The organism is Rathayibacter sp. AY1D5, assembly GCF_002932515.1.
GTDB lineage: Bacteria > Actinomycetota > Actinomycetes > Actinomycetales > Microbacteriaceae > Rathayibacter.
Genome location: NZ_PSVU01000018.1, coordinates 14,477 through 35,290, shown reverse-complemented (window position 1 = coordinate 35,290; position 20,814 = coordinate 14,477). Strand labels below are relative to the sequence as shown.

Sequence of the window (20,814 nt, the reverse complement as noted above, 5' to 3'; positions counted from 1 at the left end):
TGCCGGCCCTCGTCGTCTCCGGGTGCGTCCCGAGGGGCCGTTTCGGAGGATGTTTCATCGTGTCCTCCGACCGGTCTTCCGGACACGGACCTCGTGACACTCGGCGCCGGCTCAGCCCGGCTGATGCACGTGGATGTCGCTGCTCGACGTCACGCCGTTGAACTCGAGATACAGCTGCCCCTCGACGACCGACACGGTCAGCGTGTTGCGGCGCTCGAGTACCGCGACCGCGGCATCCAGGAACCCCTGGTCGAAGCTCTGCACGGTGATCTGCTCGAGCCGGTGGACGCGCTTGCCGGACCACGCCGCGATCACCTTGTCCGGGTTGCGATGCGTGTAGACCGTCGTGCGGTCGGCCAGTCTGCTCCCGAAGTGCAGTCGCTCGGCGTCCGGCGCGCCCACCTCGATCCACGTGGTCAGCCTGCCGGTGAGATCGCGGACCAGCACCGCCGGCTCGGTCGCTGTCGACGAGATCCCCTCGCTGAAGGTGATCCCCTCCACGTATTCGAGGCAGTACGCGAGCACGCGCGTCATCATGTACGCGTCGGTCTCGGAGGGGTGCCGAGCGGCTCGCAACGTGATGTCCTCGTAGACACCGCGGTCCACATCAGCCAGCTGTATCGCGAAGTTGTACATCACTGCGCCGGCTGCCACGTGTGCGAGCTTATGTCCTCTCGCTCATCGAGGAGCGCGAGGCTTCTCCGGCGCCGGTGGGGGCATCAGGTTCGCGCGCCTACTGGGGGGCGCCTCCGCGACCAGGAGCTCGAGGCCTGGCTCGGGGTCAGCCGGACGCCGATCCGGGAGGCGCTGCTCCGGCTGGCCCGCGTCGGCCTCGTCTCGGCCAAGCCCGGCCGGGCGACGATCGTGACCCCCGCCACGGCCGAGAGCATCAGCGACGCCCAGCAGATCGCCGCCGCCATGCACGAGCTCGCCACGCGCCTCGCCGGCCCGGCCGTCACTGCGGAGGCGCTCGCCGCGATGGAGTCGGCGAACGACGACTTCGCCCGGGCGCTGGCAGACGGCGACGTCGAGTTGGCGCTGCGCTCCGACGACGCGTTCCACGCGGTGCTCACCGGGCTCAGCGGCAACGGGATGATCGAGGACGTGCTCGAGCAGGCCACTCCGCTCATCCGCCGTGCCGAGCGCCAGCGCTTCGCCTCCCTCGGGGCCCGCGGATCCGTGGAGCAGCACCGCGCGATCGTGGAGTCCCTCCGCGCGGGCGACACCGACGGCGCCGCCCGCCTCAGCCGCGAGAACTGGATGACGCTCGACCGTCACCTGCACGAGGCCTGACGCGCTGCTCCTCCGCGGGGAGGAGCCCGCGCTCGGTCATGCGCGAGGCCGACGCGATCGCATCCGCGACGAACCGCTCGGTCAGGTCGGCATGCCCTCGCCCGCGCGCTCCGCATCCGTCCCGAGAGCTGAGCGCCGCCCTCCCCGCGCCTCCGCCGCCGGGATGCGGGTCGAGGCGGGTGCCGGGCGCGGCGCGGAACGACGGACGGCCGACGCGCGGGCGGCCGGAGCGCTCTGGAACACTCGAGCGAGGGGCGGGGGCTCCGGAGCGGGGGAGCCGTGGCGTCACGCTTCGTCGAGCTCGACGGTCTGCGCGGCCTCGCCGCCCTCGGCGTGGTCGTCTACCACTTCACCACCGCGTTCTCGCTCGATCATCCCGATGCACCGCCGGGATCCTTCGCGCTCCCGTTCGGCGAGTTCGGCGTCCAGCTCTTCTTCGTCATCAGCGGCTTCGTGATCCTGATGTCCGCGGACCGCGCGCGGCGGCCGTCGGACTTCGCGATCTCCCGCGTCAGCCGCCTCTACCCGGCCTACTGGATCGCGGTGGTCGTCTCCATCGTCGTCGGCGCTCTCGCCCGCGTCCCCGGCACCGACCTCACGCCGCTGGAGCTGCTGCTCAACTTCACCATGGTGCAGCGGTTGCTGCTGGTACCCAACGTGAACGGCGCGTTCTGGACGCTGGCCGTCGAGATGCAGTTCTACCTGCTGGTGCTGCTCGTGCTCGTCCTCACGAGGTGTCGGTTCACGGATCGGCTGGTCCGCGTGCTGGTGGTCGTCTGGCTCGGCGTCGCCGCGACCGCCTCCGTCGCCGCCCACCTCGTCTCGGGAGGCGTCGACGTCGTCTCGGCGCCGGTCGCCGTCCGGGTCCTGGCGAACCTGACGCTGGCCGAGTACGGACCCCTCTTCTGCGTCGGAATGCTGCTGTTCCTCTCGCGACGGCAGGGGCGCTTCGAGCTCCTCGCCGTGCCGGCGGCTCTGATCGCGGCACTGAACGCCCAGCTCCTCCACGGCGGGCCGGACGGAGCGGTCGTCCTCGGCGTCTGCGCGGCCGTCACGGTCGTCGCGATGCGGCGCCGGACCGCCGTGCTGAGATGGGCGCCGCTGCTCTGGCTCGGGCGGATCAGCTACTCGCTCTACATCCTCCATCTGGTCGTGGGCAGCGCGATCGTCAGCGCGCTCTGGCCGCTGATCGGCCGCGACGGAGCCGGACTCGTCGCCTTCCTCGTCGTCCTCCTGCTGTCGTGGGGCGTCAACGCGGTCGCCGAGGAGCGGTGGAGCCCCGCCTGGCGCCGCGCCCTCACCCGTCGGCGCGACCGTCGGCTCCTCGCGGGGACGGCGACCTCGGCCTGAAGCGGCCTGTGCAGTCCGCTGGCCGCTCAGTGAGTGCGCCGCGGGGGCCTGTGGACGCCGGTGGCCGCGAAACGCATCTCCGCTCGACGTTCCCTGCACCTTTGCTGAACCACCGGGACGTCCGGGCCGCGGGTCACGTCTTCATCATGTGCCACGGATCGTGAGCACCGCGGCCCCGGCCACGACCTCTGACCATCTGGAGAAGATCATGACCAACGTCACCCCCACCAGCCTCGCCAACGCCTCCTCGGCCAAGCACGGCACCGCCACCTCGGCCGGCAAGAACACGATCGCCGACGGCGTCGTCGAGAAGGTCGCCGGCATCGCGGCCCGCGAGGTCCCCGGCGTGCACGACCTGGGCAACGGCGCCGCCCGCGCCATCGGCGCCATCCGCAACGCGATCAACGCGCAGGACCGCGGCCAGGGCATCTCCGTCGAGGTCGGCGAGAAGCAGGTCGCCGCAGACATCACCGTCGTCGCCGAGTACCCCGTCGCGCTGCAGAAGCTCGCCGACAGCATCCGCTCCGCCGTCTCCGAGGCCATCTCCTCGGTCGTCGGCATGGAGGTCGCCGAGGTGAACGTCACCATCTCCGACGTCTTCATCCCCTCGGACGACAAGGACGACGAGACCGAGAGCCGCGTCAAGTGACTCCGTCCCACATCGGCCTGGTCCTCGGCGCGGTCCTCGCGCTGACCGCCCTCGTCTTCGGCTTCTGGGCGCTCCTCTGGGTCGCGCTCGCCATGGCGATCGGCTACGGCGTCGGGCGGGTCGTCGAGGGCAAGCTCGACCTGCGCTCCCTCGGCGACACCCTCCGCGGGCGGCGGTCCTCGTGACCGCGGCGGTGATGGCCGACGAGGCCAGCCACGGCCGCACGACGATCAGCTCGCGCGCCGTGCGCCGAGTCGTGTCGGCCGTCACCGCGGAGGCGCTGGACGTGAACTCGTCCGACGTGTCCGTCGAGCTCGACGACGAGGGAGGACGCCTCCACGTCGTCGCGCACGCCCCCATCCACGTCACGCCCCTGGGCGAGACGGGCCGCCGCTCCTCCGGGACGCTGCTGGACCGACTCAGCCGGGCGCAGACGACCATCCGCTCGCGCTGCCTCGAACTGACGGGCTCCACGATCGGCCGGGTCGACCTCCGGATCACCGGTGCCGACCTCCGAGAACGAAGGAGGGTGTCGTGACGACTCCCACCACTGCCGGCCGGGCGCTCTACCCGCGCCTGGTGCGGCGCGAGACGCACTCGTCCCGCTCCGGATCGGCGATCGTCCTCGCCGTCCTGCTCATCCTCCTGTTCGCGTGGCTGGGCACGGAGGCGGTCCTCGCCGTCCTCGGCCAGCCCGCGCTGCTCGTGGCCCCGCAGGACGGAGCGTCCTCGCTGCTCAACGCGGCCGCGGCGCCCATCGCGCTGACCGCCGCCGCCGGCGCCGTGCTCGCGCTGATCGGGCTCGTCCTGATCGTCGTGTCGCTCAAGCCCGGCCGTCGCGGCCGTCGCGCCGTCAGCACCGACCGCACCGCGGCGATCGTCGACGACCGCGTCATCGCGCAGGCCGTCGCCCGCACCGCCGGCTACGCCGGTGACGTCGACCCGGACAACGTGTCGGTGTCGGTCGGATCCCGCGTCGTCGACGTGACGGTCTCCCGCACCTCCGGCCGCAGCGTCGACGTCACGCCGATCCGCGAGGCCGTCGACGCCGAGCTCGCCACGTTCGACTGCACCCCGCGCCTGCGCTCCAAGGTGCGCCTGTCCGAGAAGGGAACGGTCCGCTGATGACCACCACGAACCGATTCCTCAACCGGCTGCTCCTGTTCGTCGTGGGCCTCGTCCTCCTCCTCGCCGGCGGCGCCGTCGCGGTGGGGTCGCTGCTCCCGCAGGTGCAGGAGAACGTGTCCACCGCCGCGCAGGACGCGGCCGACCCCACGAGCCAGGCCCTCTCGGGCGGCACCCCGTGGATCCTCTGGGCCATCGCGGTCGTCGCGCTCGTCCTCATCCTGCTGCTGGTGCGCTTCATCGTGCGCCAGGGCCGCGGCCGCACCTCCACGCTGCTGCGCGTCGGCTCCGGAGAGGGAGCGGGGACGCCCACGGGCGGCTCCGTCACCATCGACGCGAAGGTCGCCGAGCAGGTCCTCGAGGAGGCCCTGTCGCAGGAGCCGTCCATCGTCGCGGTCGACGTGACCGCGTTCGAGATCAAGCACCAGAAGGTGCTGCGCGTCACCGCGCACACCCGCCGCGGCGCCTCGCCCGCCCGCACCCGGCAGACGGTCGACCAGGCCGTCCGCCAGTGGGACGCCCTCCTCGGCGAGGAGACGCCCGTCGTCATCCAGATCGTCAGCGGTCTGCGGACGAAGATGAGCGGCACCGCCCGCGTGCAGTAGCCGCCGGCACCACCGTCCGGCCCTCCCGATCGGGAGGGCCGGAGAGCCCCGCTCAGGCGGGATGGAAGTCTTTCTGAAGGAGCACCCATGTCCGATCCGATGGAGCCCGGCACCGTCGAGCGCATCCGCACCCATGAGCAGCCGACCCCGAACGAGCAGAGCCGGCGCGAGTCCGCTCGCCGCGACGGGAAGCCGTCCGAGCCCGAGTCGACCGAGAGCCGGGTCGCGACCGCCGCCGGCGAGAGCGCCCAGCGCGTGTCCGGCGTCCACCACCTCGGTGGAGCCGTCGCCCGCGGCCTCGACCGCGCCTCTCGCCGCGTGCTGGGCACCAGCACCGTCCCCGGAGTCACGGTCTCGAAGGCCGACGGCGTCACCACCGTCGACATCGACCTCGTCGTCGAGTACCCCCACCCCGTCCGCGAGGTCCTGGACGCCGTGCGCGATCAGGTGCAGCGCGTGGCGGAGCCGGTCGCCGGCGGTCACGTCGTCGTCAACGTCGAGGCGACCGACGTCCACGGCCCGTTCGACCCGATCGAGAAGCCGGAGGAGGATAAGGAGCCGCTCGTCGACACCGCCAAGCGCGCCGCGTCCGATGCCCGCGACTCCGCCAAGGAGGCCGCCGGGAACGCCCGCGACGCCGTCTCCGGTGCCGTCGACTCCGCCCGCGGACGCCTGGCGGACGCCGCCGACGACGCCGCGGACGCGATGGACCGTGCGGCCGACGAGCGCGACGAGCGCGCAGCCGCCCAGAAGACGGCCGACGCCGAGCGCGCCGCCGAGCGCGACGAGGACGACCCCCGCGTCGAGACGCACGCGGCCCCGGCCGTCGTCGAGACCGCGGAGTTCGTGGTCCGCGTCCAGGTCGAGCCGGTCGACGACGACGGCGACCCCCGCACCGCGACCGTCGAGGTCGCTCCGGCGGAGGAGCCCGAGCACGTCGAGCGCGACGAGGCCGCGGCCGATCGCGACGACGCGTCCGACGACGCCGACGCCCACCGCTCCGAGGACGACCGCGCGTCGTCCGCCGCCGGTCGGGAGTAGTCCCGTGCGCACCCGCTCGTACGGCGCGCGACGCAAGCCGCGTGCGGCCTGGATCGCGCTCGGCACGGGCGTCGTGCTCTCGTTCGTGGTCGTCGTCGCCGTGCTGCTGCCCGTCCTCGGGCTGATCGGCGCGGCGGACGGCACCACGGCCGGGGCGCTCGACGTCCCGGTCGGCGCGATCGTCCTCTCGATCGTCCTCAGCTACGCGGTCGGCCTGGCCTGCCTCGCGGTCGCGTTCCTCTCCCGCAACGCGGCCCTCGCCTGGGTCGCCGCGGTGGCCGCCGTGATCGCGACGCTCATCGGCTCGATCTGGCCGCTCGTCGCCACCGGATTCGCCAGCGTCGACCAGGCGAAGGACGTCATCCCCTTCATCCAGGACCTGATCGCCCGGGTCCGGGGGTAGCGTCGGGGCGATGAGCTCCGACTACCTCCGCGCCTACGACGACCAGCTCCGCTCCGACGCCGAGACCCCGAGCGCCGTCTCCGTGACGCGCGAGGGGCCTCTGCGTCTGGTGACCTTCGCCGGCGGACGCGGCTTCGTCACCTACCGCGACCTCGCCGGCGCCTCCTCCGCGGAGATCGCCCGCCTGGTCGCCGCGGCCTGCGCGCACTTCGACGCCGATCCCGGCATCACCCGCGTCGAGTGGAAGACCCGCAGCCACGACGAGGCCCCCGGCCTGCACGACGCCCTCGTCGCGAACGGATTCGCGCCGGACGAGGCCGAGTCGATCATGATCGGCCCGGTCGAGGCGCTGCTCTCGGACCGGCCGGTCCCGGAGGGGGTCGTGCTGCGGCGGGTCGTCGACGAGCCGGACGTCCGCGCGTTCAGCGCCATGATCGACGCCGCCTTCGAGGAGGAGGTCGACGTGTCGATCGCCGATTCGCTCGTCGCCCGCCTGGCGCGCGGCGACGGCATGGAGCTGTGGGTCGCCGAGGTCGACGGGCGGATGGCGTCCGGCGGCCGGCTCGAGCCCGTCCCGGGCACCGCCTTCGCCGGCATCTGGGGCGGAGCGACGCTGCCGGAGTACCGCGGACGCGGGCTCTACGGCCTGGTCACGGCCGCCCGCGCCGCCTCCGCACAGGCACTCGGGAAGACCCTCGTGCACAGCGACTCGACCGAGTACTCGCGGCCCATCCTGGAGCGCGCGGGCCTGGTCCGGGTGTCGACGACGACTCCGTACCGTCGACGTCGTCCGTAATCCGCGCTTCGTGGGTTCGCGGGGATCCCGAGACGCGCGCTGAGCGCGCTACTCGATCAGCACGGCGGGGACCCTTGCTGGTCGAGTAGCGGCGCAACGGCGGATCGAGACCCGCCCCTTCGAGCGTGGGGGATCTCGATACGCGCGCTACTCGATCAGCGTGGAGGCCGGGTGAGACCCGCCCGATCGTGCGCGCGCAGCTCCGATCAGCTCGGGGACGTGATCTCGAGCGCGATGTTGTCGGGGTCGCGGAACTCGAGGAGGCTCATGCCGCCGGCGTCCTTGATCGGCTCGTGCGCGATGCCGAGGTCGTCGAGCACGGCCGCGGCGGCCTTCAGCGCGTCGAGGTCGGGGACGGTGAAGCTGACGTGGTCGAGTCCGACCCGGTCCTCGTCGAAGCGGTCGTCGCCGGGCGCGACGGGGCGCAGGCCGAGCAGTCCGCCCGGGAACTGGTAGATCACCCCGCCGAACACGAACGCCAGCTGCTCCTTCTCCTCCGGCGACGCGTCGGCCGGCGGCGCCTCGAAGGCGACGTCGAAGCCGAAGACGGAGTCGTAGAAGGGGCGCGAGACGGCGATGTCGCGGACGGTGAGTCGGACGTGGTTGTAGTCGACAGCGGGGATCGGCACAGGGGTTCCTCTCGGCGGGGCGGGCGGAGTGCCCGTCTCCAGTGGTTCGGAGGCGGCGGGCCGCCGGTTCGGGGCTGGCGCCGCCTCCGAGAATCGGGTAGCGCGTCAGTCCAGCTCGGTCGGGCGCGCCGGCTCGGCCAGCAGGGCGCGCGCCGCCATCCCGATCACCGCGCTGTAGGTGGGGTAGGCGAAGCGGACGTTCGCGAGGGTCGCGAGGTCGACTCCGGCCGCCATCGCCGTGGTCACCGACTGCACGACCTCGATCGCGTTCTCGCCGACCGCGTGCGCGCCGAGCAGCAGCTCGCGGCGCCGGTCGGCGATCAGCGTGAGGAACCCGTTCTCGCGGTCGTCGATGACGGCGCGGTCCAGGTGCGAGAACGGCACCGAGGCGACGACGCACTGCGGGTCGCGCTCGCGGGCCTGCTCCTGGGTGAAGCCGACGCCCGCGTAGTCCGGGTCCGTGAATCCGCCCGCGGGCAGGAGGAACTGGGGCGTGCGCCGGTTCGCACCGAGCACCGCGTTCTCGGCGGCGGCCTCCGCCTCGAACTGCGCCGCCTGGACGAGCATGTCGCGCCCGTTCGCGTCGCCGACCGCGAAGATGTGCGGCACGACGGTGCGGAAGTACTGGTCGGCGGGGATCGCCGAGCGGACGACCTCGATGCCCGCGTTCTCGAGTCCGAGGTCGTCGACGTCGGCGGGCCAGCCGGTGGCCATGATCACCACGTCGACCTCGGCCGTCCGGTCCTCGCCGCCCTCGCGCCACGCGATCGCGAGCGAGCCGTCGTCCTGCCGCTCGATGCCCGACACCGTCTCGATCCCTGTGCGGACGCGGACGCCCTGGCGCTCGAAGGCGGCGCCGACGTGCTCGGAGATGCTGGAGTCGGAGGTCATCAGGATCCGCGGGGCGACGTCGAGGAGCGTCACCTCCGAGCCGAAGGCGTTGAAGACGGTGACGAGCTGGGCGCCCGTGTTGCCGCCGCCGATCACGGCGACGCGGCGCGGCAGCTGGGTCAGCCCGAGCACGTCCTCCGGCACGGTCGCGAGCTCGGCGCCCGGGATCGGCAGCCGCCGCGAGTGCCCGCCGACGCAGACCATGATCGAGCGCGCGCGGATCCGCCGCCCGCTGTCGAGCACGAGGGTGCTCTCGTCGACGAAACGGGCGCGGCCCTCGTGGATCAGGTCGACCCCCGCCTCCTCGAACCGCTGCGCCTCGCGCTTGATCGAGCGCACCAGGTCGACGCGCTCGTGCACGTGGCGCACGGTCGCGGCCCAGTCGAGGACGGGAGTGCCGATCTCGATCCCGTAGTCGCCGGCGGAGCGGGTCTCGCGCATCATCCGCGCCGTCTTCGCCAGGACGCGGGTGGGCACGCATCCGGTGTTGACGCAGGTGCCGCCGACGCGCGCGGCCTCGAGCACGACGACGCGCGCTCCCAGCTCCGCGGCGCGGAGGGCGGCGGCCGTCCCCGCGGGTCCTGCGCCGATGACGGCGACGTCGTACTCGGCCTGCTCGGGAGTGCTGTCGGGCACGGGGACCTCCGGTTCTGGGTGTGCTCCGATCCTGCCGCTCCGCGCCCGGCAGCACCCGGCCTTGACAGCCCGCCCGCGGACCGGCGTCGCAGGCGTCCCGACGCTGAACATCGGCCGAGGACGGTTGCCCGGCGGGCGCCCGGCACGGTGGGATGATCGGGTGGGCTGCGGCGGGGGACTCGAGCGGAAGGCGCTCCGGTGAGCGCCCGCACCTTCGGGGTGGAGGAGGAGTACCTCCTCGTCGACGCCGGTACGTTCCTCCCGACGCCCGCGGCGCCGCTGCTGCTCGGCTCCGTGCGCGGCTCCGTGGCGGTCGCCCTCGCCGCCGAGCTCAAGGCGGAGCAGATCGAGGCGGTCGGCGCTCCCGCCCGCACGCACGACGCGCTGCTGGCCGGGCTCCGCGAGGGCCGCCGCCTGGCCGACGACGCCGCCCGCGAGGTCGGCGCCCGCGCCGTCGCGGTCGCGACCAGCCCCGCCGCGTTCGAGCCGCACCTCTCGGCCGACGAGCGCTACGACCGGATGGCCGAGCGCTTCGGCCTCGTCGCCCGCGAGCAGTTCACCTGCGGCCTGCACGTCCATGTCGGGATCGGGTCGCCGGAGGAGGGGATCGCGGTCCTCGACCGGTTGCGCGGCTGGCTGCCCGCCCTCCTCGCCCTGAGCACCAACTCCCCGCTGAGCGCCGGCGTCGACACCGGCTTCGCCAGCTGGCGCTACCAGTCGTGGGGGCGCTGGCCCACCGCCGGCCCGGTCGGGATCTGGGGCGACCTCGAGCAGTACCGGAGCGTCGTCGCCTCCCTCACCTCCTGCGGCGTGCTGCTGGACGAGGGCATGCTCTACTTCGACGCCCGTCTCTCCCGCGCGCACCCGACCGTCGAGGTGCGCATCGCCGACGTCCCGCTGCACGCGGAGGACTCGGCGCTGATCGCCGTCCTGATCCGGGCAATCGCCGAGACGGCCGTGCGCGACGCGGGCGCCGGGGTCCCGCCCGTGCCGCTGCCGACTCCGGTGATCGCCGTCTCCTCCTGGCTGGCGAGCCGCCACGGCACGACCGGCGACCTCATCGATCCGGTCGACGGCTGCCCGGCCCCCGCCTCCGCGGTGCTGGCGCGCCTGCTCGACCACGCGGGTCGGGCGCTGGCGGAGTCGGGCGACGAGGAGGTCGCGGCGTGCGGTGTCGAGCGGGTCCTGACGCGGGGCACGGGCGCCGAGCGGCAGCGCGCGGTGTGGGAGCGGACGGCGTCCGCGGCCGAGGTGATCGCGGACGCGGCGGAGGCGACGCGCGCCTAGCGGCTCGCTGGTCGCGGGCTCACGGCTCGCTGGTCGCGGGCCCGGCGGTTCAGGGCTCGCTGGTCGCGGGGTCCGGTGACCCGGACTCCACCGTTCCGGACTCCTCCGCCTCGGGCTGCGGCGGCTCCGGCACCAGCTGGTAGCCGCCCTCGATCGTCCCGTCCGGGCGGAGCAGGATCTGCGTGTACACCGGGGCGCCGCTGCGGAGCGTCGTGCCGCTGACCCGGAGGGGCTCCCCGGCGAAGAACGCCTCCGAGCCGGTGCACCCGGCGAAGAAGGACGCGTCCGGGCGCTGCACGGCGAGGCACACCGTGGTGCCGTTCGGCTCGGTGATCAGCAGGCGGTCGTTCTCGGCGGTGTCGAACCCGGAGCCGTAGACCGTGGCCTCCCCGGCGAGCAGAGCGAGGCCCGGCGGGACGTCGGTGGTCGGCTCCCAGCCCTCGACGAGCGCGGCGAAGCGGTCGGCGGGATCCGCGGAGGCGGTCGGCGGGGCGACGGGGTCCGCGGGCGGAGGGAGGAGGAGCGCGGTGGGGACGATCGCGCCGACCGCGGCTCCGCCGACGATCGCGGCGGCGAGCACGAGGCGGCGGCGGCGGGGGTGCGGCGTCCGCGGGGCCGGCCCGTCGGGGTGCTCGGCGGGCGACTCCGCAGTCTCGGAGCCGACGGTCGCCGACAGCGGGAGTGCGGTCGCGGGCAGGGGGAGAAGCGAGTCGGTCGCCGTCCCGGGATGCGCCGCGCCCGGCTGTGCCACGGACGGCGTGGCGCCGGTCTGCGCGCCGGACCGCGTCACTCCGGGAGGAGCGTCCTCCGCCTCCAGCTCGCCGAGCCGTCGCAGCGCCTCGCGCCGCTCGTCCCGGTCGGCGCCGTCGTCGCGGGGTCGGGCCGACAGGATCCGCTCGAGATCCCTGCGCTCATCGTCCTCGGCCTGCACTCCGTCAGTATGGCGGCGCCGGACACGGGAACGGCCCGCGACCCCCGGGACTCCGCCTTCTCAGCGGTGTCCCGGTGGCCGCGGGCCGTTCCGGTGCGGGCGTCAGCCCGACGGGTTCTCGACCGGGTCGCCGTCGGGGTCGGTGGCCGTCTCGGGGTCGACGTGCTCGGGGTCGGTGGTCTGCGGGTCCTCGGGAGTGTTCTTCTCGGTCATCGGATCCTCCTTGTCGCTGGGTGCGGAACGTGCGGACAGGTTCCACGCTACGGCGGGAGCTCCGTGGAGCGCGCCCGGTCGACTCCGCCGCCCGGTGTCCGGAACCGAGGTCAGGAGCGGCGGATCCGCCCGAGCGGCCCGTCACGCTGCTTCCGGCCTCGGCTCCGGACGCCGCTCGCCTCAGCCGGCCACTTCACCCGTGGCAGCCGCGGGCGTCCACCGCAAGGCCTGGCAGCGCTCTGTCGCGATTCGTACGCTGAACCCATCGAGCCGAGGAGCAGCAGCGCCACATGATCCGCACCACCGTCACCATCGAGGGCAAGACCTACGGGCTGTCCCAGGGGACCGACGTCGCCGAGCTGAAGCGGTCGGCGACCGAGGCGACGCAGGCCGGAGGAGGCCTCGTCGACTTCGTGATCGTGGGCAACCGCCAGGTCAGCGTCCTGATCTCGACAGGTGTTCCGGTGATCTTCGAGGAGCTCGAAGTGCTGGACGACGACCGCGACACCGGTGACGTCCACCAGCCGTGGGACGACATCGACTACCTCGACTGACCCCGTCCTCCCGGTCGCGCCGAGTCGCGGCCGGGTCCCAGACGCCTGAGGGGCGCCGCCGGCTGGACCCGGCGTCTCTCGGGCACCTCGTGCCGCGCTACTCCGCGGACTCGCTCTCGGCCAGCTCGCCCTCGACCAGCGTGCGGGCGGCCGAGGCGAGGGCCGAGCGGATGCGCTCCGCCGGCTCCTGCAGCATCGCCGCGATCGCGTCGACGTCGTGGCCGCCGGTGTGCCGGAGCAGCCAGGCCTGGCGCTCGAGCGTCGGCAGGGCGTGCAGGCGGCGGTGGAAGCCCGAGCGCAGCAGGTCGTCCTCGCGGATCGCCGCGGGGGCCTGCTCGGCGCGCTCCATCGCGGAGCCGCCGCGCTGCACGCTCGCGCGCCCGACCTCGGAGCGCATCAGGTCGAGGGCGCCCGTGTCGTCGAGTCCCTGCGGCCGTCCGCTGCGGACGGTGACCGCCGCGTGGCGGAGGGCGGCGCTCGCCGCGGAGTCCGACAGCGTGAGTCGGTAGGCGTACGCGTAGAGGCCGAAGGCGCGGTTCTCGAGGGCGCGGCCGGCGAGCAGCTCGCCCTGCTGCTGCGACTGCGTCATGCCGACGGCGGCGACGGGTCTGTCGTAGGTGGTCACGGTGACTCCTCGGCTCCGCGCGCTCCCGGTCGGGAAACGCGTCGGAGGCGATGCTAGGGAGTCGAGAACGATCGTTCTACCCTTGACATTTCAAAATCTTTTTCGATGCATGCGCATGGAAGCGCTTTCCCGACAACCGTCCTGGAAAGTGGAAGCGCTCTCACTCCCGCGCCGAGAGGATGCAGAACTCGTTGCCCTCCGGGTCGGCGAGCACGACCCAGGACTGCTCGCCCTGCCCGACGTCGGACCGTGTCGCCCCCAGGCCGACCAGCCGCGCGACCTCCGCCTCCTGGTCGTCCGGCACGAAATCCAGGTGCAGGCGGTTCTTCACGGTCTTGCGCTCGGGTACGTCGAGGAAGAGGAGGCTCGGCCCGCGGCCCGATGGGGCGAGCAGCTCGATGCCGTCCTCATCCTCGTCCACGACGTCCCAGCCGAGCGCCTCCTGCCACCAGTGCCCGAGGGTCCGGAAGTCGGTGCAGTCGACGATGATCTCTTCGAGTCGGAGGGCCATGCACCGACGCTAATCGGCGCGGGGCGTGTCGGGGAAGTGCGTCCGGCGGGTCCGCGCGGCGCCGCGGCTCCGTCCGGCCGTGTCGTCCGCGGGGACGGGTGCCCGTGCCGCTTCGGCACGAGCGCTGGCGGCCGGAGCGGCGGCGCGGCATCCTCGACGCGGGTGCCCCTGCGCCCGGGGACGAGGAGCAGCATGAGCACCGCACGCGAGCAGTGGGAGGCGCGCTACGCCGACTCCGATCGGATCTGGTCGGGCCGCCCGAACGCGACGCTGGTCGGGCTGGTCGGCTCGCTGCCGCCGGGCCGCGCCCTCGACCTCGGCGCCGGCGAGGGGGCGGACGCGCTGTGGCTGGCGTCTCTCGGCTGGCGCGTCACCGGGCTCGACCTCTCCGAGACGGCGCTGGGCCGGGCGCGCGCGGCCGCGGCCGAGCGGGGCGCCGACGTGGACTTCGTGCAGGCCGACCTCGCCGAGGACTGGCCGGTCGTGGGGGAGTTCGATCTGGTGACGGCGAGCTTCCTGCACTCGATGGCCGAGTTCCCGCGGATCGACGTGCTGCGGCGGGCGGCCTCCGTCGTCGCTCCCGGCGGCCGCCTCGCCGTCGTCTCGCACGCCGCGCCCCCGCCGTGGGCGAGCGGCGACGACCACCGCCACGGAGCGATGCACCTCGTCGGCCCCGAGGAGGAGCTCGCCGAGCTGGCCCTCGACCCGGCCGAGTGGACCGCGGAGCTCGTCGAGACGCGGGAGCGCGCCGTGACCGCTCCCGACGGCACGGCCGCCGTGCTCCTGGACGGCGTGCTGCTCCAGCGGCGACGCGGCTGAGCAAGCGCCGCTCGAGGACCCGCGGCCGGGCTAGCGTGGTCCGCGATCCCGACCCCGCAGGAGGCGCCGATGCCGCTCGATCCGTACCTCGCCGCTCGGCTGCCTCTCCTGGCCGGCCTCGCGTATCCGCTCGACGCCGAGCAGGCCGCCCGCATGGCCGCGTTCGAGGAGGATCCGGGGCCCTGGTCGCTGCCGGAGGGGATCGACGTCGTCGCGGAGACGGCGTCCGGCCCGCACGGACCGGTCCCGCTGCGCGTGTACTCGCCCGCCGCGCCCGAGCGCGCTCTGCTCTGGGTGCACGGAGGAGGATTCGCCGCCGGCAGCGTCGACATGCGCGAGTCGCACGTCGTCGCGGCGGAGCTCGCGCACCGGGCGCGGGCCCGGGTCGTCTCCGTCGACTACCGGCTCGCCGGCTCCGACGTCCGCTACCCCGTCCCGCTCGACGACGTGCACGCCGCCTGGCGGCACCTCCGCAGCACGGAGTCCGGATCCACGCCCGTCGCGATCGGCGGCGCGAGCGCGGGAGCGGCCCTGGCACTCGGCGCGGTCCTCCGCGAGCGCGACGCCGGTGCGCGGCTGCCGGAGCACGTGCTCCTGGCCTACCCCTTCGCCCACTTCCCCAACCCCGCCGTCGACGACGCGATCGCGGCCGAGCTGCGTGAGCTGCCGCCCGTCCTCCGCTTTCCTCCGTCGAGCATCGAGGGCATGGTGCGCACCTACCTCGGGCGGATCTCCGACCTCCCCGTCGAGGCGCTGCCCGGCTCCGCGCCGCTGGCGGGTCTGCCTCCGGTCACGGTCCTCGTGAACGAGTACGACGAGCTGCGGGGGTCGGCCGAGCTGCTCCTGCGCCAGCTCGCGGAGGCGGGCGTCGCCGTGACCGGGCACCTGGCCGTAGGCATGCCCCACGGGCACCTCAACCGGACGCCGGCGCTGCCCGAGGTCGACCGCTCGCTGCACCTCTTCGCCGCCCAGCTGCGCGCGATGGGCTGAGGCGCTCTGCCCCGTCCCGTCCCGCTCTGCCCCGCTCAGCTCAGGCGCGGTCCGCACCGTCCCGCTCAGGCGCGGTCGTGCAGGGTGACGTGGTAGCCGTCCGGGTCGGCGAAGGTGAAGGTGCGCCCGAACGGGCCGTCGATCGGAGCCGCGACGACGGGGTGCCCGTCGGCGACGAGCGCGTCGTGGATCTCCTGCACGCCGGTCGCGTGCAGCCAGATCGCGGCGCCCACACCGGGGCGGGAGGCGGAGTCGAGGTCGGTGCCGGGCGCGAGGTCGCGCAGGGCGAAGGCGATCGGAGTCGTCGCGAAGACGACGGCGTGCGGCGGGCCGGCGGGCGAGCGGACCAGGCCGAGGTACTGCTCGTAGAACGCCTGGGACGCCGCGAGGTCGCGGACCTGGAGCGAGACGAAGTCGGGGCCGGTGACGGGCATGGGGTTCCTCCTCGGTTGTGTCAGATTTCTGACACACAGGAGCGTATGTCAGAATACTGACATGAGTCAAGACGGCATCGACCTCGAGACCTCGCTCGGCTACCTCCTCAAGGAGGCGTCGAGCGCCCTGCGCGCGGCGATGGAGGCCGTGCTCCGCCCGCTCGGGATGACGGTCACCCACTACTCCTGCCTCGAGCTCCTCGCCCAGCGGCCGGGCCTCTCGAACTCGGAGCTCGCGCGGGGCGCCTTCGTCACCCGGCAGTCGATGAACGTCCTGCTGCAGACTCTGGAGCGCGACGGCGTCGTCACCCGCCCCGACGCGGCTCCCGTCGGCAAGGCGCTCCCCGCCCGACTCACCGAGCGCGGACGCCGGAGCCTCGCCGAGGCGTCCGCCGCCGTCCGCGGGGTGGAGCTGCGGATGCTGGAGGGGCTCGCGGAGGAGGAGCGGCAGGCGGCGGCGCGCCTGCTCCGCGGGATGATCCGGTCGCTGCGGGTGGACGACCGCACTTGAGGGGGCCGGCGATACGGCGTACGGGATCTTTGTCGGCGTGTTCGCGGGCGCTCTGGTGTTCCCGATCGTTCGCGGCGATGATCAGCCAGGACACAGGTGTCAGCAGAGACATTCGGAGCACCCCCTTGAGTGCGGATAACGCTTGAACGGCGCACGCGAGAACCGCCGAGGTCTCTCCCTCTTCGTCACCGTCTCGAACGAGCCGTCCGCCGACACTCTCGCGCTCGCTGCTTCCTGCCCGCGAAGGATGCGGTGGGCGCACGGGCGTCTTCGACCGCTTGTTCGATACTGATCGCCTGGGGACGGCTGCTCTCACTAGAGTCGTGGCGTGGGACGCGAGCTGCAGCTGGGTGAGGCTCTTGCGCGGGTGGAGGCTCTCGGATCGTCGCTGGTGCGGCTCACCAGTGAGCAGGCCGTCAGGGCTGAGATCCAGTCGACCGCTCAAGAACTCTGGTCACAGCTCGCCCCTCGCGATCGTGCCGCGCATCGGAAACTCGGCGCGAGGGTACTGGTAGAAGCGGCGGTCGCGTCCTGGAAGACGAACAGTCGACTCGTGGCGCTGTCGTTGCTCCGGCAACCGGTGCGTCAAGGTCCGCCTCCGCTCAGTTTCGTGGGGATGTCGGATTCCGAGGCGAGGAGTCACCTCGGGGAGCGTCACCGCGAGAAGGAGCGATCTGCCGAGGTTGTTCCGCGACCGCCCAAGCTCTTGATCATGTCCGCTGGGGAGAAACTGGCCTTCGGCTCGTTGGTCGAACCCACGACCCCGCCGAGGTCGGATGGACCGGTCTGGCACCGCGGTCCGGACTCAGGACCCGGCGGCAACTACGGCTATCCGCGGAGTCTGGCAGCATCCACGAACCAGGACCGGCCTTGGAGAGAGGCTGAGCGGGAGGTCTGGCGCTGGCTGATCCGCCAAGGCGTTGCACGTGCCCGGTTGGGACGCGGATCCAGGGACGGAGGGATCGATATCGAGTCCGTCGATCTCATCGTGCAGGTGAAGTATCAGACGCGACCGATTTCCGAACCCGCGGTGCGAGATCTGTGCGGCGCATCGATGATCGATCAGAAAAAACCAGTCATTGTTTCCAAGTCCGGCTTCACCAGGTCTGCTTTCGCGTTTGCAGATCGGTCGGGAACCGCACTCTTCCGCTACGAGCCGGATTCACCCGAACCGATGAATGCCCATGCGAAGACCCTTCTGATCCGTCTAGGTGAGAGAGCTGTGCAGTGATGGTCGCTGAGTTCGCGAGGCACGGCTGTCCAAGGTTCTCCGGATCTCCGGGCTGATGCGTCCTGAGGCCGCGCTGTTCCGCCCTCTGTAGGAACGAGGGCCGCCCGCTCGCCGGTACGGTCGCGCTCATTGCAGCAGGAGGAGCGGTGCGCCCGCTCGACGTCGGGATCGTCGGCGGCTCGATCGGCGGACTGTTCGCCGCGGCCCTGCTCGTCCGCGACGGGCACCGCGTGACGGTCCTCGAGCGGTCGGCGACGGGCCTGTCGCGGCGGGGTGCCGGGCTGGTGGCCCAGCAGGACCTGATCGACCTCCTGCACGCGATCGGCCGCGACGACGAGGCGCGGGTCGGCGTCGTCGCGCACGAGCGGATCACCCTCGACCGCTCCGGGCGCGTGATCGGCCGCGACCCCTCCCCGCAGACGCAGGTGTCGTGGGACCACCTCTACGACTCGCTCCGCTCGCGGATCCCCGCCGACCGCTACCTCCTCGGTCACGCCGTCGCCGGGGTGCGCCCCTCGACCGGGACGGACCCGGTCGTCGTCGAGCTGTGCGACGGGAGCGGCGTGGAGTTCGACGTCGTCATCGGAGCCGACGGCCTCGGATCCGTCGTGCGCGCGGCGGTCGCGCCCGAGGCGCCGGGGAACCGCTACGCCGGCTACTCGACCTGGCGCGGGCTGATCCCGGGGTCGGCGCTCCCCGCCGAGGCCGCGGCGACTCTCCTCGGGCGTTTCGCCTTCTACACCGCGCCCGGCGAGCACATCCTCGGCTACCTCGTCCCCGGACCCGCCGGCGAGGTGGAGCCCGGCCGCCGACGCTACAACTGGGTCTGGTACCGGCCCCTCTCCGAGGACGCCCTCCGCGGAGTGATGACGGCGTCCGGCCGTCCGCCGGAGAGCGTGTCCCTCGCGCCCGGCGACCTCGCTCCCGATCTCCGCCGCCGGCTCGAGGAGGACGCGGTCGACCGCCTGCCGCCGCCCTTCGCGGCTGCCGTCCTCGCCGAGCCGCAGCCCTTCCTGCAGGCGATCGTCGACTACGTCCCGCCGCGGACGGTGCGCGGCCGGGTCGCCCTCCTCGGTGACGCCGCCGTGATGGTGCGGCCGCACACGGCCATGGGCGCGGCCAAGGCGGCGGGCGACGCGCTGGCCCTCGCCGCCTCCCTCGCGCGGCACCCGGTCGACGAGGCGCTCGAGCGCTACGAGGCCGAGCGGCTCCCCGTCGGCCGCGCCATCGCCGAGTACGGCAGGCGCCTGGGCCGCTCGATCCCGCTGCTGTCCGAGTGACCGCAGTACCGCGCTCCTGATCGATCCCGGACGCCCGCAGTGACCACCGCCTTCCCGGTGACGAGGCGCCACTGCGAAAGAGTGCGATCGGGAGCGAAGAAGAGGTCTCCGCTGGAAGTCCTCAGCTGAGCCGAGGTCCGTGCCCGTCACGAGTTCATCCGCCGCCCCCGCCTGGCCGCTCCCCGCCGTCCGCCGCGCGTCCCTTGCTCCTCGACCGCGGAGACGGCACCCTCGGGTGACGGCCCACGGCGAAGGAGACGCATGGACGACGACGGACTCCTGGCTGCGCTGCTGCGGGGACGGCCGGCGACGCTGGCCGACGCGGCGGAGCTGACCCACATCGACGAGGCCGAGGTCGCCGCGGCGATCGAGCGGCTCCGCGGCCGGGGGCTCATGGGCGGCGAGGGCGAGCAGCTCGACTTCCCGGCGCCGATGGAGTGGGCGGCCGCGGCCATCGCCCGGCACACGGAGTCGGCGCGGCGGGCGGGAAGGGAGTCGCTGGACGGGATCGAGCGCGTCGTCGCCGGCCTGCCGATGCTGCTAGGCGCCTGGCGGGTCGGCGAGGACGCGACGGATCCGGTGCCGACCCTCCTCCGTCACGGGCCGCACGCGTCCGAGGACCTCTGGTTCGACCTCGTCCGCCGCGACTCCGGCTCGCTCGTGGCGGTGCTCCCGAACGTGGAGCGGTTCCTCGATCCGCCGACGGAGCGGGCGATCCGCTTCGGGCACGCGCTCGCGGCGAAGGACCGGGTGCGCGTCATCATGCCGGCCGCCGGCGCGCGCGACCCGCGGGTGCTCGCCCGGGTGGAGGCGTACCAGGCGGCGGGCGTCGAGTACCGGCTCCTCGAGAGCCCGCCGAGCTGGTTCTGGGTCGACGGCGACCACCTCGCCGTCCCGTTCGAGCGGGGCGAGACGAAGCCGACCAGCGTGCTCGGCGTGCGCCATGCGGCGCTGGCGGGGCTGGTCGAGTCGTACTTCGAGGTCCTGTGGCGGCAGGCCGCTCCGATCGGCGCCGTCGACCAGAGCTGGCTGCCGCTGCTCCGGCTGATGCGCCAGGGCGTCACGCTCGAGACCGCGTCGCACCGGCTCGGCATGAATCCGCGGACCGGCCGCCGCCGCGTGGCCGCCGCGATGGAGCACTACGGAGTGGCGACGCTCTTCGCGCTCGGCACGGCGTGGGCGGCGGACTCGCGCACCCGCGACGGCGACGCCGGTGCCGGAGAGCCGGTGCTCGACGATCCGGAGGCGCTCGAGCCGGGAGTGCTGGACGACGGCGAGATCGACCTCGCCGAGACGGTGCCGCGCGATTGAGCTCCCGCGGGACCGAGCCGTGCGGCCGACCCCTCGACGCCTTCGGGTGGCCCTGAGGAGTCGGCCGATGCGCCCGCCCGGGCACCCCTCCAGTGTCCGGACGTGACCACGGCGGGGACAAGAGCCTGTAGCGGACACGTCCGGAAGAGGACACCGCACCCGGGAGCGGATCGCCGGCGCTCCCGCTCCGGGGCGGGCGCGTGCCAGGCTTGCCGCATGGATCTCGAGGTGCGGCCGGGGCTCGTCGTCCCCGCATCGGAGCTGCAGTGGCGGTTCTCGCGCTCCTCCGGGCCCGGCGGGCAGCACGTGAACACCTCCGACAGCCGCGTGCAGCTCACCTGGAGCGTCGAGGAGTCGACGGCCCTCTCGGATGAGCAGCGCTCGCGTCTGCTCGAGCGCCTCGGGCGGCGGCTCTTCTCCGGAGCGGTCACCGTCACGGTGGCGCAGGAGCGCTCGCAGCTGCGCAACCGCGAGACGGCCCTCGAGATGCTCCGCGGGATCATCACCGCGGCCCTCGCGCCGCCCTCCGCCCCGCGGCGCCCGACCCGGCCCACGCGCGGCTCCACCCGCCGCCGGCTCGCCGCGAAGCAGCAGCGCTCCGAGACGAAGCAGCAGCGCCGGCGGCCGCCCGGCGACTGAGCGGAGCCGGGGGTCCGTCCGGCGGGTGCGCCAGGCCGCGGTGCCCCGATCGCGCCGGAC

General features: G+C 73.5%; 26 protein-coding genes and 1 pseudogene. 20 read left to right on the top strand and 7 right to left on the bottom strand.

Features of this window, described 5'->3' with window-relative positions:
- Positions 1-111: 111 nt before the first annotated feature.
- Positions 112-654 (bottom strand): YaeQ family protein, encoded by a 543-nt coding sequence (locus C5C82_RS07465; RefSeq protein ID WP_104354870.1) that lies wholly within the window; start codon positions 652-654, stop codon positions 112-114.
- A gap of 12 nt (positions 655-666) precedes the next feature.
- Here C5C82_RS07465 and C5C82_RS18235 point away from each other — a divergent pair.
- The 11 genes and pseudogenes from C5C82_RS18235 to C5C82_RS07415 form a co-directional block, all read left to right on the top strand.
- A pseudogene (locus tag C5C82_RS18235) lies at positions 667-855 on the top strand (GntR family transcriptional regulator); the annotation flags it as partial.
- A gap of 9 nt (positions 856-864) precedes the next feature.
- Positions 865-1,293 (top strand): GntR family transcriptional regulator, encoded by a 429-nt coding sequence (locus C5C82_RS07460; RefSeq protein WP_258066016.1) that lies wholly within the window; start codon positions 865-867, stop codon positions 1,291-1,293.
- A gap of 279 nt (positions 1,294-1,572) precedes the next feature.
- Positions 1,573-2,643 carry an acyltransferase gene (locus tag C5C82_RS07455; protein ID WP_181134415.1) on the top strand — a complete coding sequence of 357 codons (1,071 nt, stop codon included), beginning with the start codon at positions 1,573-1,575 and terminating at the stop codon, positions 2,641-2,643.
- A 208-nt stretch (positions 2,644-2,851) separates the two neighbouring features.
- On the top strand, positions 2,852-3,292 hold the full coding sequence (locus C5C82_RS07450) for an Asp23/Gls24 family envelope stress response protein (RefSeq protein WP_104223989.1): 441 nt from the start codon (positions 2,852-2,854) through the stop codon (positions 3,290-3,292).
- Positions 3,289-3,477 (top strand): DUF2273 domain-containing protein, encoded by a 189-nt coding sequence (locus C5C82_RS07445; protein ID WP_104223990.1) that lies wholly within the window; start codon positions 3,289-3,291, stop codon positions 3,475-3,477. The genes C5C82_RS07450 and C5C82_RS07445 overlap by 4 nt, the downstream gene beginning before the upstream one ends.
- Positions 3,474-3,830 carry a hypothetical protein gene (locus C5C82_RS07440; RefSeq protein ID WP_244230558.1) on the top strand — a complete coding sequence of 119 codons (357 nt, stop codon included), beginning with the start codon at positions 3,474-3,476 and terminating at the stop codon, positions 3,828-3,830. Before C5C82_RS07445 ends, C5C82_RS07440 begins: the two co-directional genes overlap by 4 nt.
- Entirely contained in the window at positions 3,827-4,417 is a 591-nt protein-coding gene (locus tag C5C82_RS07435; RefSeq protein ID WP_104269574.1) for a DUF6286 domain-containing protein, read from the top strand. The genes C5C82_RS07440 and C5C82_RS07435 overlap by 4 nt, the downstream gene beginning before the upstream one ends.
- The gene (locus tag C5C82_RS07430; RefSeq protein WP_104250494.1) at positions 4,417-5,022 is read left to right on the top strand and encodes a hypothetical protein; all 606 of its coding nucleotides are present in this window, start codon (positions 4,417-4,419) and stop codon (positions 5,020-5,022) included. Before C5C82_RS07435 ends, C5C82_RS07430 begins: the two co-directional genes overlap by 1 nt.
- A gap of 87 nt (positions 5,023-5,109) precedes the next feature.
- The gene (locus tag C5C82_RS07425; RefSeq protein ID WP_104295122.1) at positions 5,110-6,063 is read left to right on the top strand and encodes an Asp23/Gls24 family envelope stress response protein; all 954 of its coding nucleotides are present in this window, start codon (positions 5,110-5,112) and stop codon (positions 6,061-6,063) included.
- Positions 6,064-6,067: 4 nt separating this feature from the next.
- Positions 6,068-6,466, top strand: a complete 399-nt coding sequence (locus C5C82_RS07420; RefSeq protein ID WP_104223994.1) for a hypothetical protein — start codon at positions 6,068-6,070, stop codon at positions 6,464-6,466.
- Between the two features lie 10 nt (positions 6,467-6,476).
- Entirely contained in the window at positions 6,477-7,262 is a 786-nt protein-coding gene (locus C5C82_RS07415; RefSeq protein WP_104295123.1) for a GNAT family N-acetyltransferase, read from the top strand.
- Positions 7,263-7,468: 206 nt separating this feature from the next.
- On the opposite strand, the gene C5C82_RS07410 is transcribed toward C5C82_RS07415, so the two are convergent.
- Together C5C82_RS07410 and C5C82_RS07405 are read right to left on the bottom strand one after the other, a co-directional pair.
- Positions 7,469-7,891, bottom strand: a complete 423-nt coding sequence (locus C5C82_RS07410) for a VOC family protein (protein WP_104223996.1) — start codon at positions 7,889-7,891, stop codon at positions 7,469-7,471.
- A 105-nt stretch (positions 7,892-7,996) separates the two neighbouring features.
- Positions 7,997-9,418, bottom strand: a complete 1,422-nt coding sequence (locus C5C82_RS07405) for an NAD(P)/FAD-dependent oxidoreductase (protein WP_258066014.1) — start codon at positions 9,416-9,418, stop codon at positions 7,997-7,999.
- Between the two features lie 198 nt (positions 9,419-9,616).
- Between C5C82_RS07405 and C5C82_RS07400 the strand changes: the two genes are divergently transcribed.
- Positions 9,617-10,705: a glutamate--cysteine ligase gene (locus tag C5C82_RS07400; protein WP_181072744.1), complete on the top strand. Its 1,089-nt coding sequence runs from the start codon at positions 9,617-9,619 to the stop codon at positions 10,703-10,705.
- Positions 10,706-10,754: 49 nt separating this feature from the next.
- Here C5C82_RS07400 and C5C82_RS07395 read toward each other — a convergent pair whose 3' ends face one another.
- Positions 10,755-11,636 (bottom strand): hypothetical protein, encoded by an 882-nt coding sequence (locus tag C5C82_RS07395; RefSeq protein ID WP_104354866.1) that lies wholly within the window; start codon positions 11,634-11,636, stop codon positions 10,755-10,757.
- A 503-nt stretch (positions 11,637-12,139) separates the two neighbouring features.
- Here C5C82_RS07395 and C5C82_RS07390 point away from each other — a divergent pair.
- Positions 12,140-12,403 carry a hypothetical protein gene (locus tag C5C82_RS07390; protein WP_104354865.1) on the top strand — a complete coding sequence of 88 codons (264 nt, stop codon included), beginning with the start codon at positions 12,140-12,142 and terminating at the stop codon, positions 12,401-12,403.
- A 97-nt stretch (positions 12,404-12,500) separates the two neighbouring features.
- Here the strand turns inward: C5C82_RS07390 and C5C82_RS07385 are convergent, their stop codons facing one another.
- Positions 12,501-13,028 (bottom strand): hypothetical protein, encoded by a 528-nt coding sequence (locus tag C5C82_RS07385; protein WP_104232920.1) that lies wholly within the window; start codon positions 13,026-13,028, stop codon positions 12,501-12,503.
- A gap of 160 nt (positions 13,029-13,188) precedes the next feature.
- The gene (locus C5C82_RS07380; protein WP_104224051.1) at positions 13,189-13,539 is read right to left on the bottom strand and encodes a VOC family protein; all 351 of its coding nucleotides are present in this window, start codon (positions 13,537-13,539) and stop codon (positions 13,189-13,191) included.
- A gap of 192 nt (positions 13,540-13,731) precedes the next feature.
- Between C5C82_RS07380 and C5C82_RS07375 the strand changes: the two genes are divergently transcribed.
- Positions 13,732-14,358: a class I SAM-dependent methyltransferase gene (locus C5C82_RS07375; protein WP_104354864.1), complete on the top strand. Its 627-nt coding sequence runs from the start codon at positions 13,732-13,734 to the stop codon at positions 14,356-14,358.
- 69 nt (positions 14,359-14,427) lie between these two features.
- Complete coding sequence (locus tag C5C82_RS07370) at positions 14,428-15,348, top strand: alpha/beta fold hydrolase (RefSeq protein WP_104354863.1); 921 nt, start codon at positions 14,428-14,430, stop codon at positions 15,346-15,348.
- A gap of 65 nt (positions 15,349-15,413) precedes the next feature.
- On the opposite strand, the gene C5C82_RS07365 is transcribed toward C5C82_RS07370, so the two are convergent.
- On the bottom strand, positions 15,414-15,782 hold the full coding sequence (locus C5C82_RS07365) for a VOC family protein (RefSeq protein ID WP_104238135.1): 369 nt from the start codon (positions 15,780-15,782) through the stop codon (positions 15,414-15,416).
- A 61-nt stretch (positions 15,783-15,843) separates the two neighbouring features.
- Here C5C82_RS07365 and C5C82_RS07360 point away from each other — a divergent pair, with 61 nt between their 5' ends.
- The 5 genes from C5C82_RS07360 (at position 15,844) to arfB (ending at position 20,754) form a co-directional block, all read left to right on the top strand.
- Positions 15,844-16,293, top strand: a complete 450-nt coding sequence (locus C5C82_RS07360; protein ID WP_104250484.1) for a MarR family winged helix-turn-helix transcriptional regulator — start codon at positions 15,844-15,846, stop codon at positions 16,291-16,293.
- 328 nt (positions 16,294-16,621) lie between these two features.
- Positions 16,622-17,524 carry a restriction endonuclease gene (locus tag C5C82_RS07355; RefSeq protein WP_104295131.1) on the top strand — a complete coding sequence of 301 codons (903 nt, stop codon included), beginning with the start codon at positions 16,622-16,624 and terminating at the stop codon, positions 17,522-17,524.
- A 146-nt stretch (positions 17,525-17,670) separates the two neighbouring features.
- Positions 17,671-18,804: an FAD-dependent monooxygenase gene (locus tag C5C82_RS07350; protein WP_104295132.1), complete on the top strand. Its 1,134-nt coding sequence runs from the start codon at positions 17,671-17,673 to the stop codon at positions 18,802-18,804.
- 261 nt (positions 18,805-19,065) lie between these two features.
- Positions 19,066-20,115, top strand: a complete 1,050-nt coding sequence (locus tag C5C82_RS07345) for a hypothetical protein (RefSeq protein WP_104295133.1) — start codon at positions 19,066-19,068, stop codon at positions 20,113-20,115.
- Positions 20,116-20,331: 216 nt separating this feature from the next.
- Positions 20,332-20,754, top strand: coding sequence for an alternative ribosome rescue aminoacyl-tRNA hydrolase ArfB (gene arfB / locus C5C82_RS07340; protein ID WP_104295134.1), 423 nt, complete (start codon positions 20,332-20,334; stop codon positions 20,752-20,754).
- Positions 20,755-20,814 lie beyond the last annotated feature (60 nt).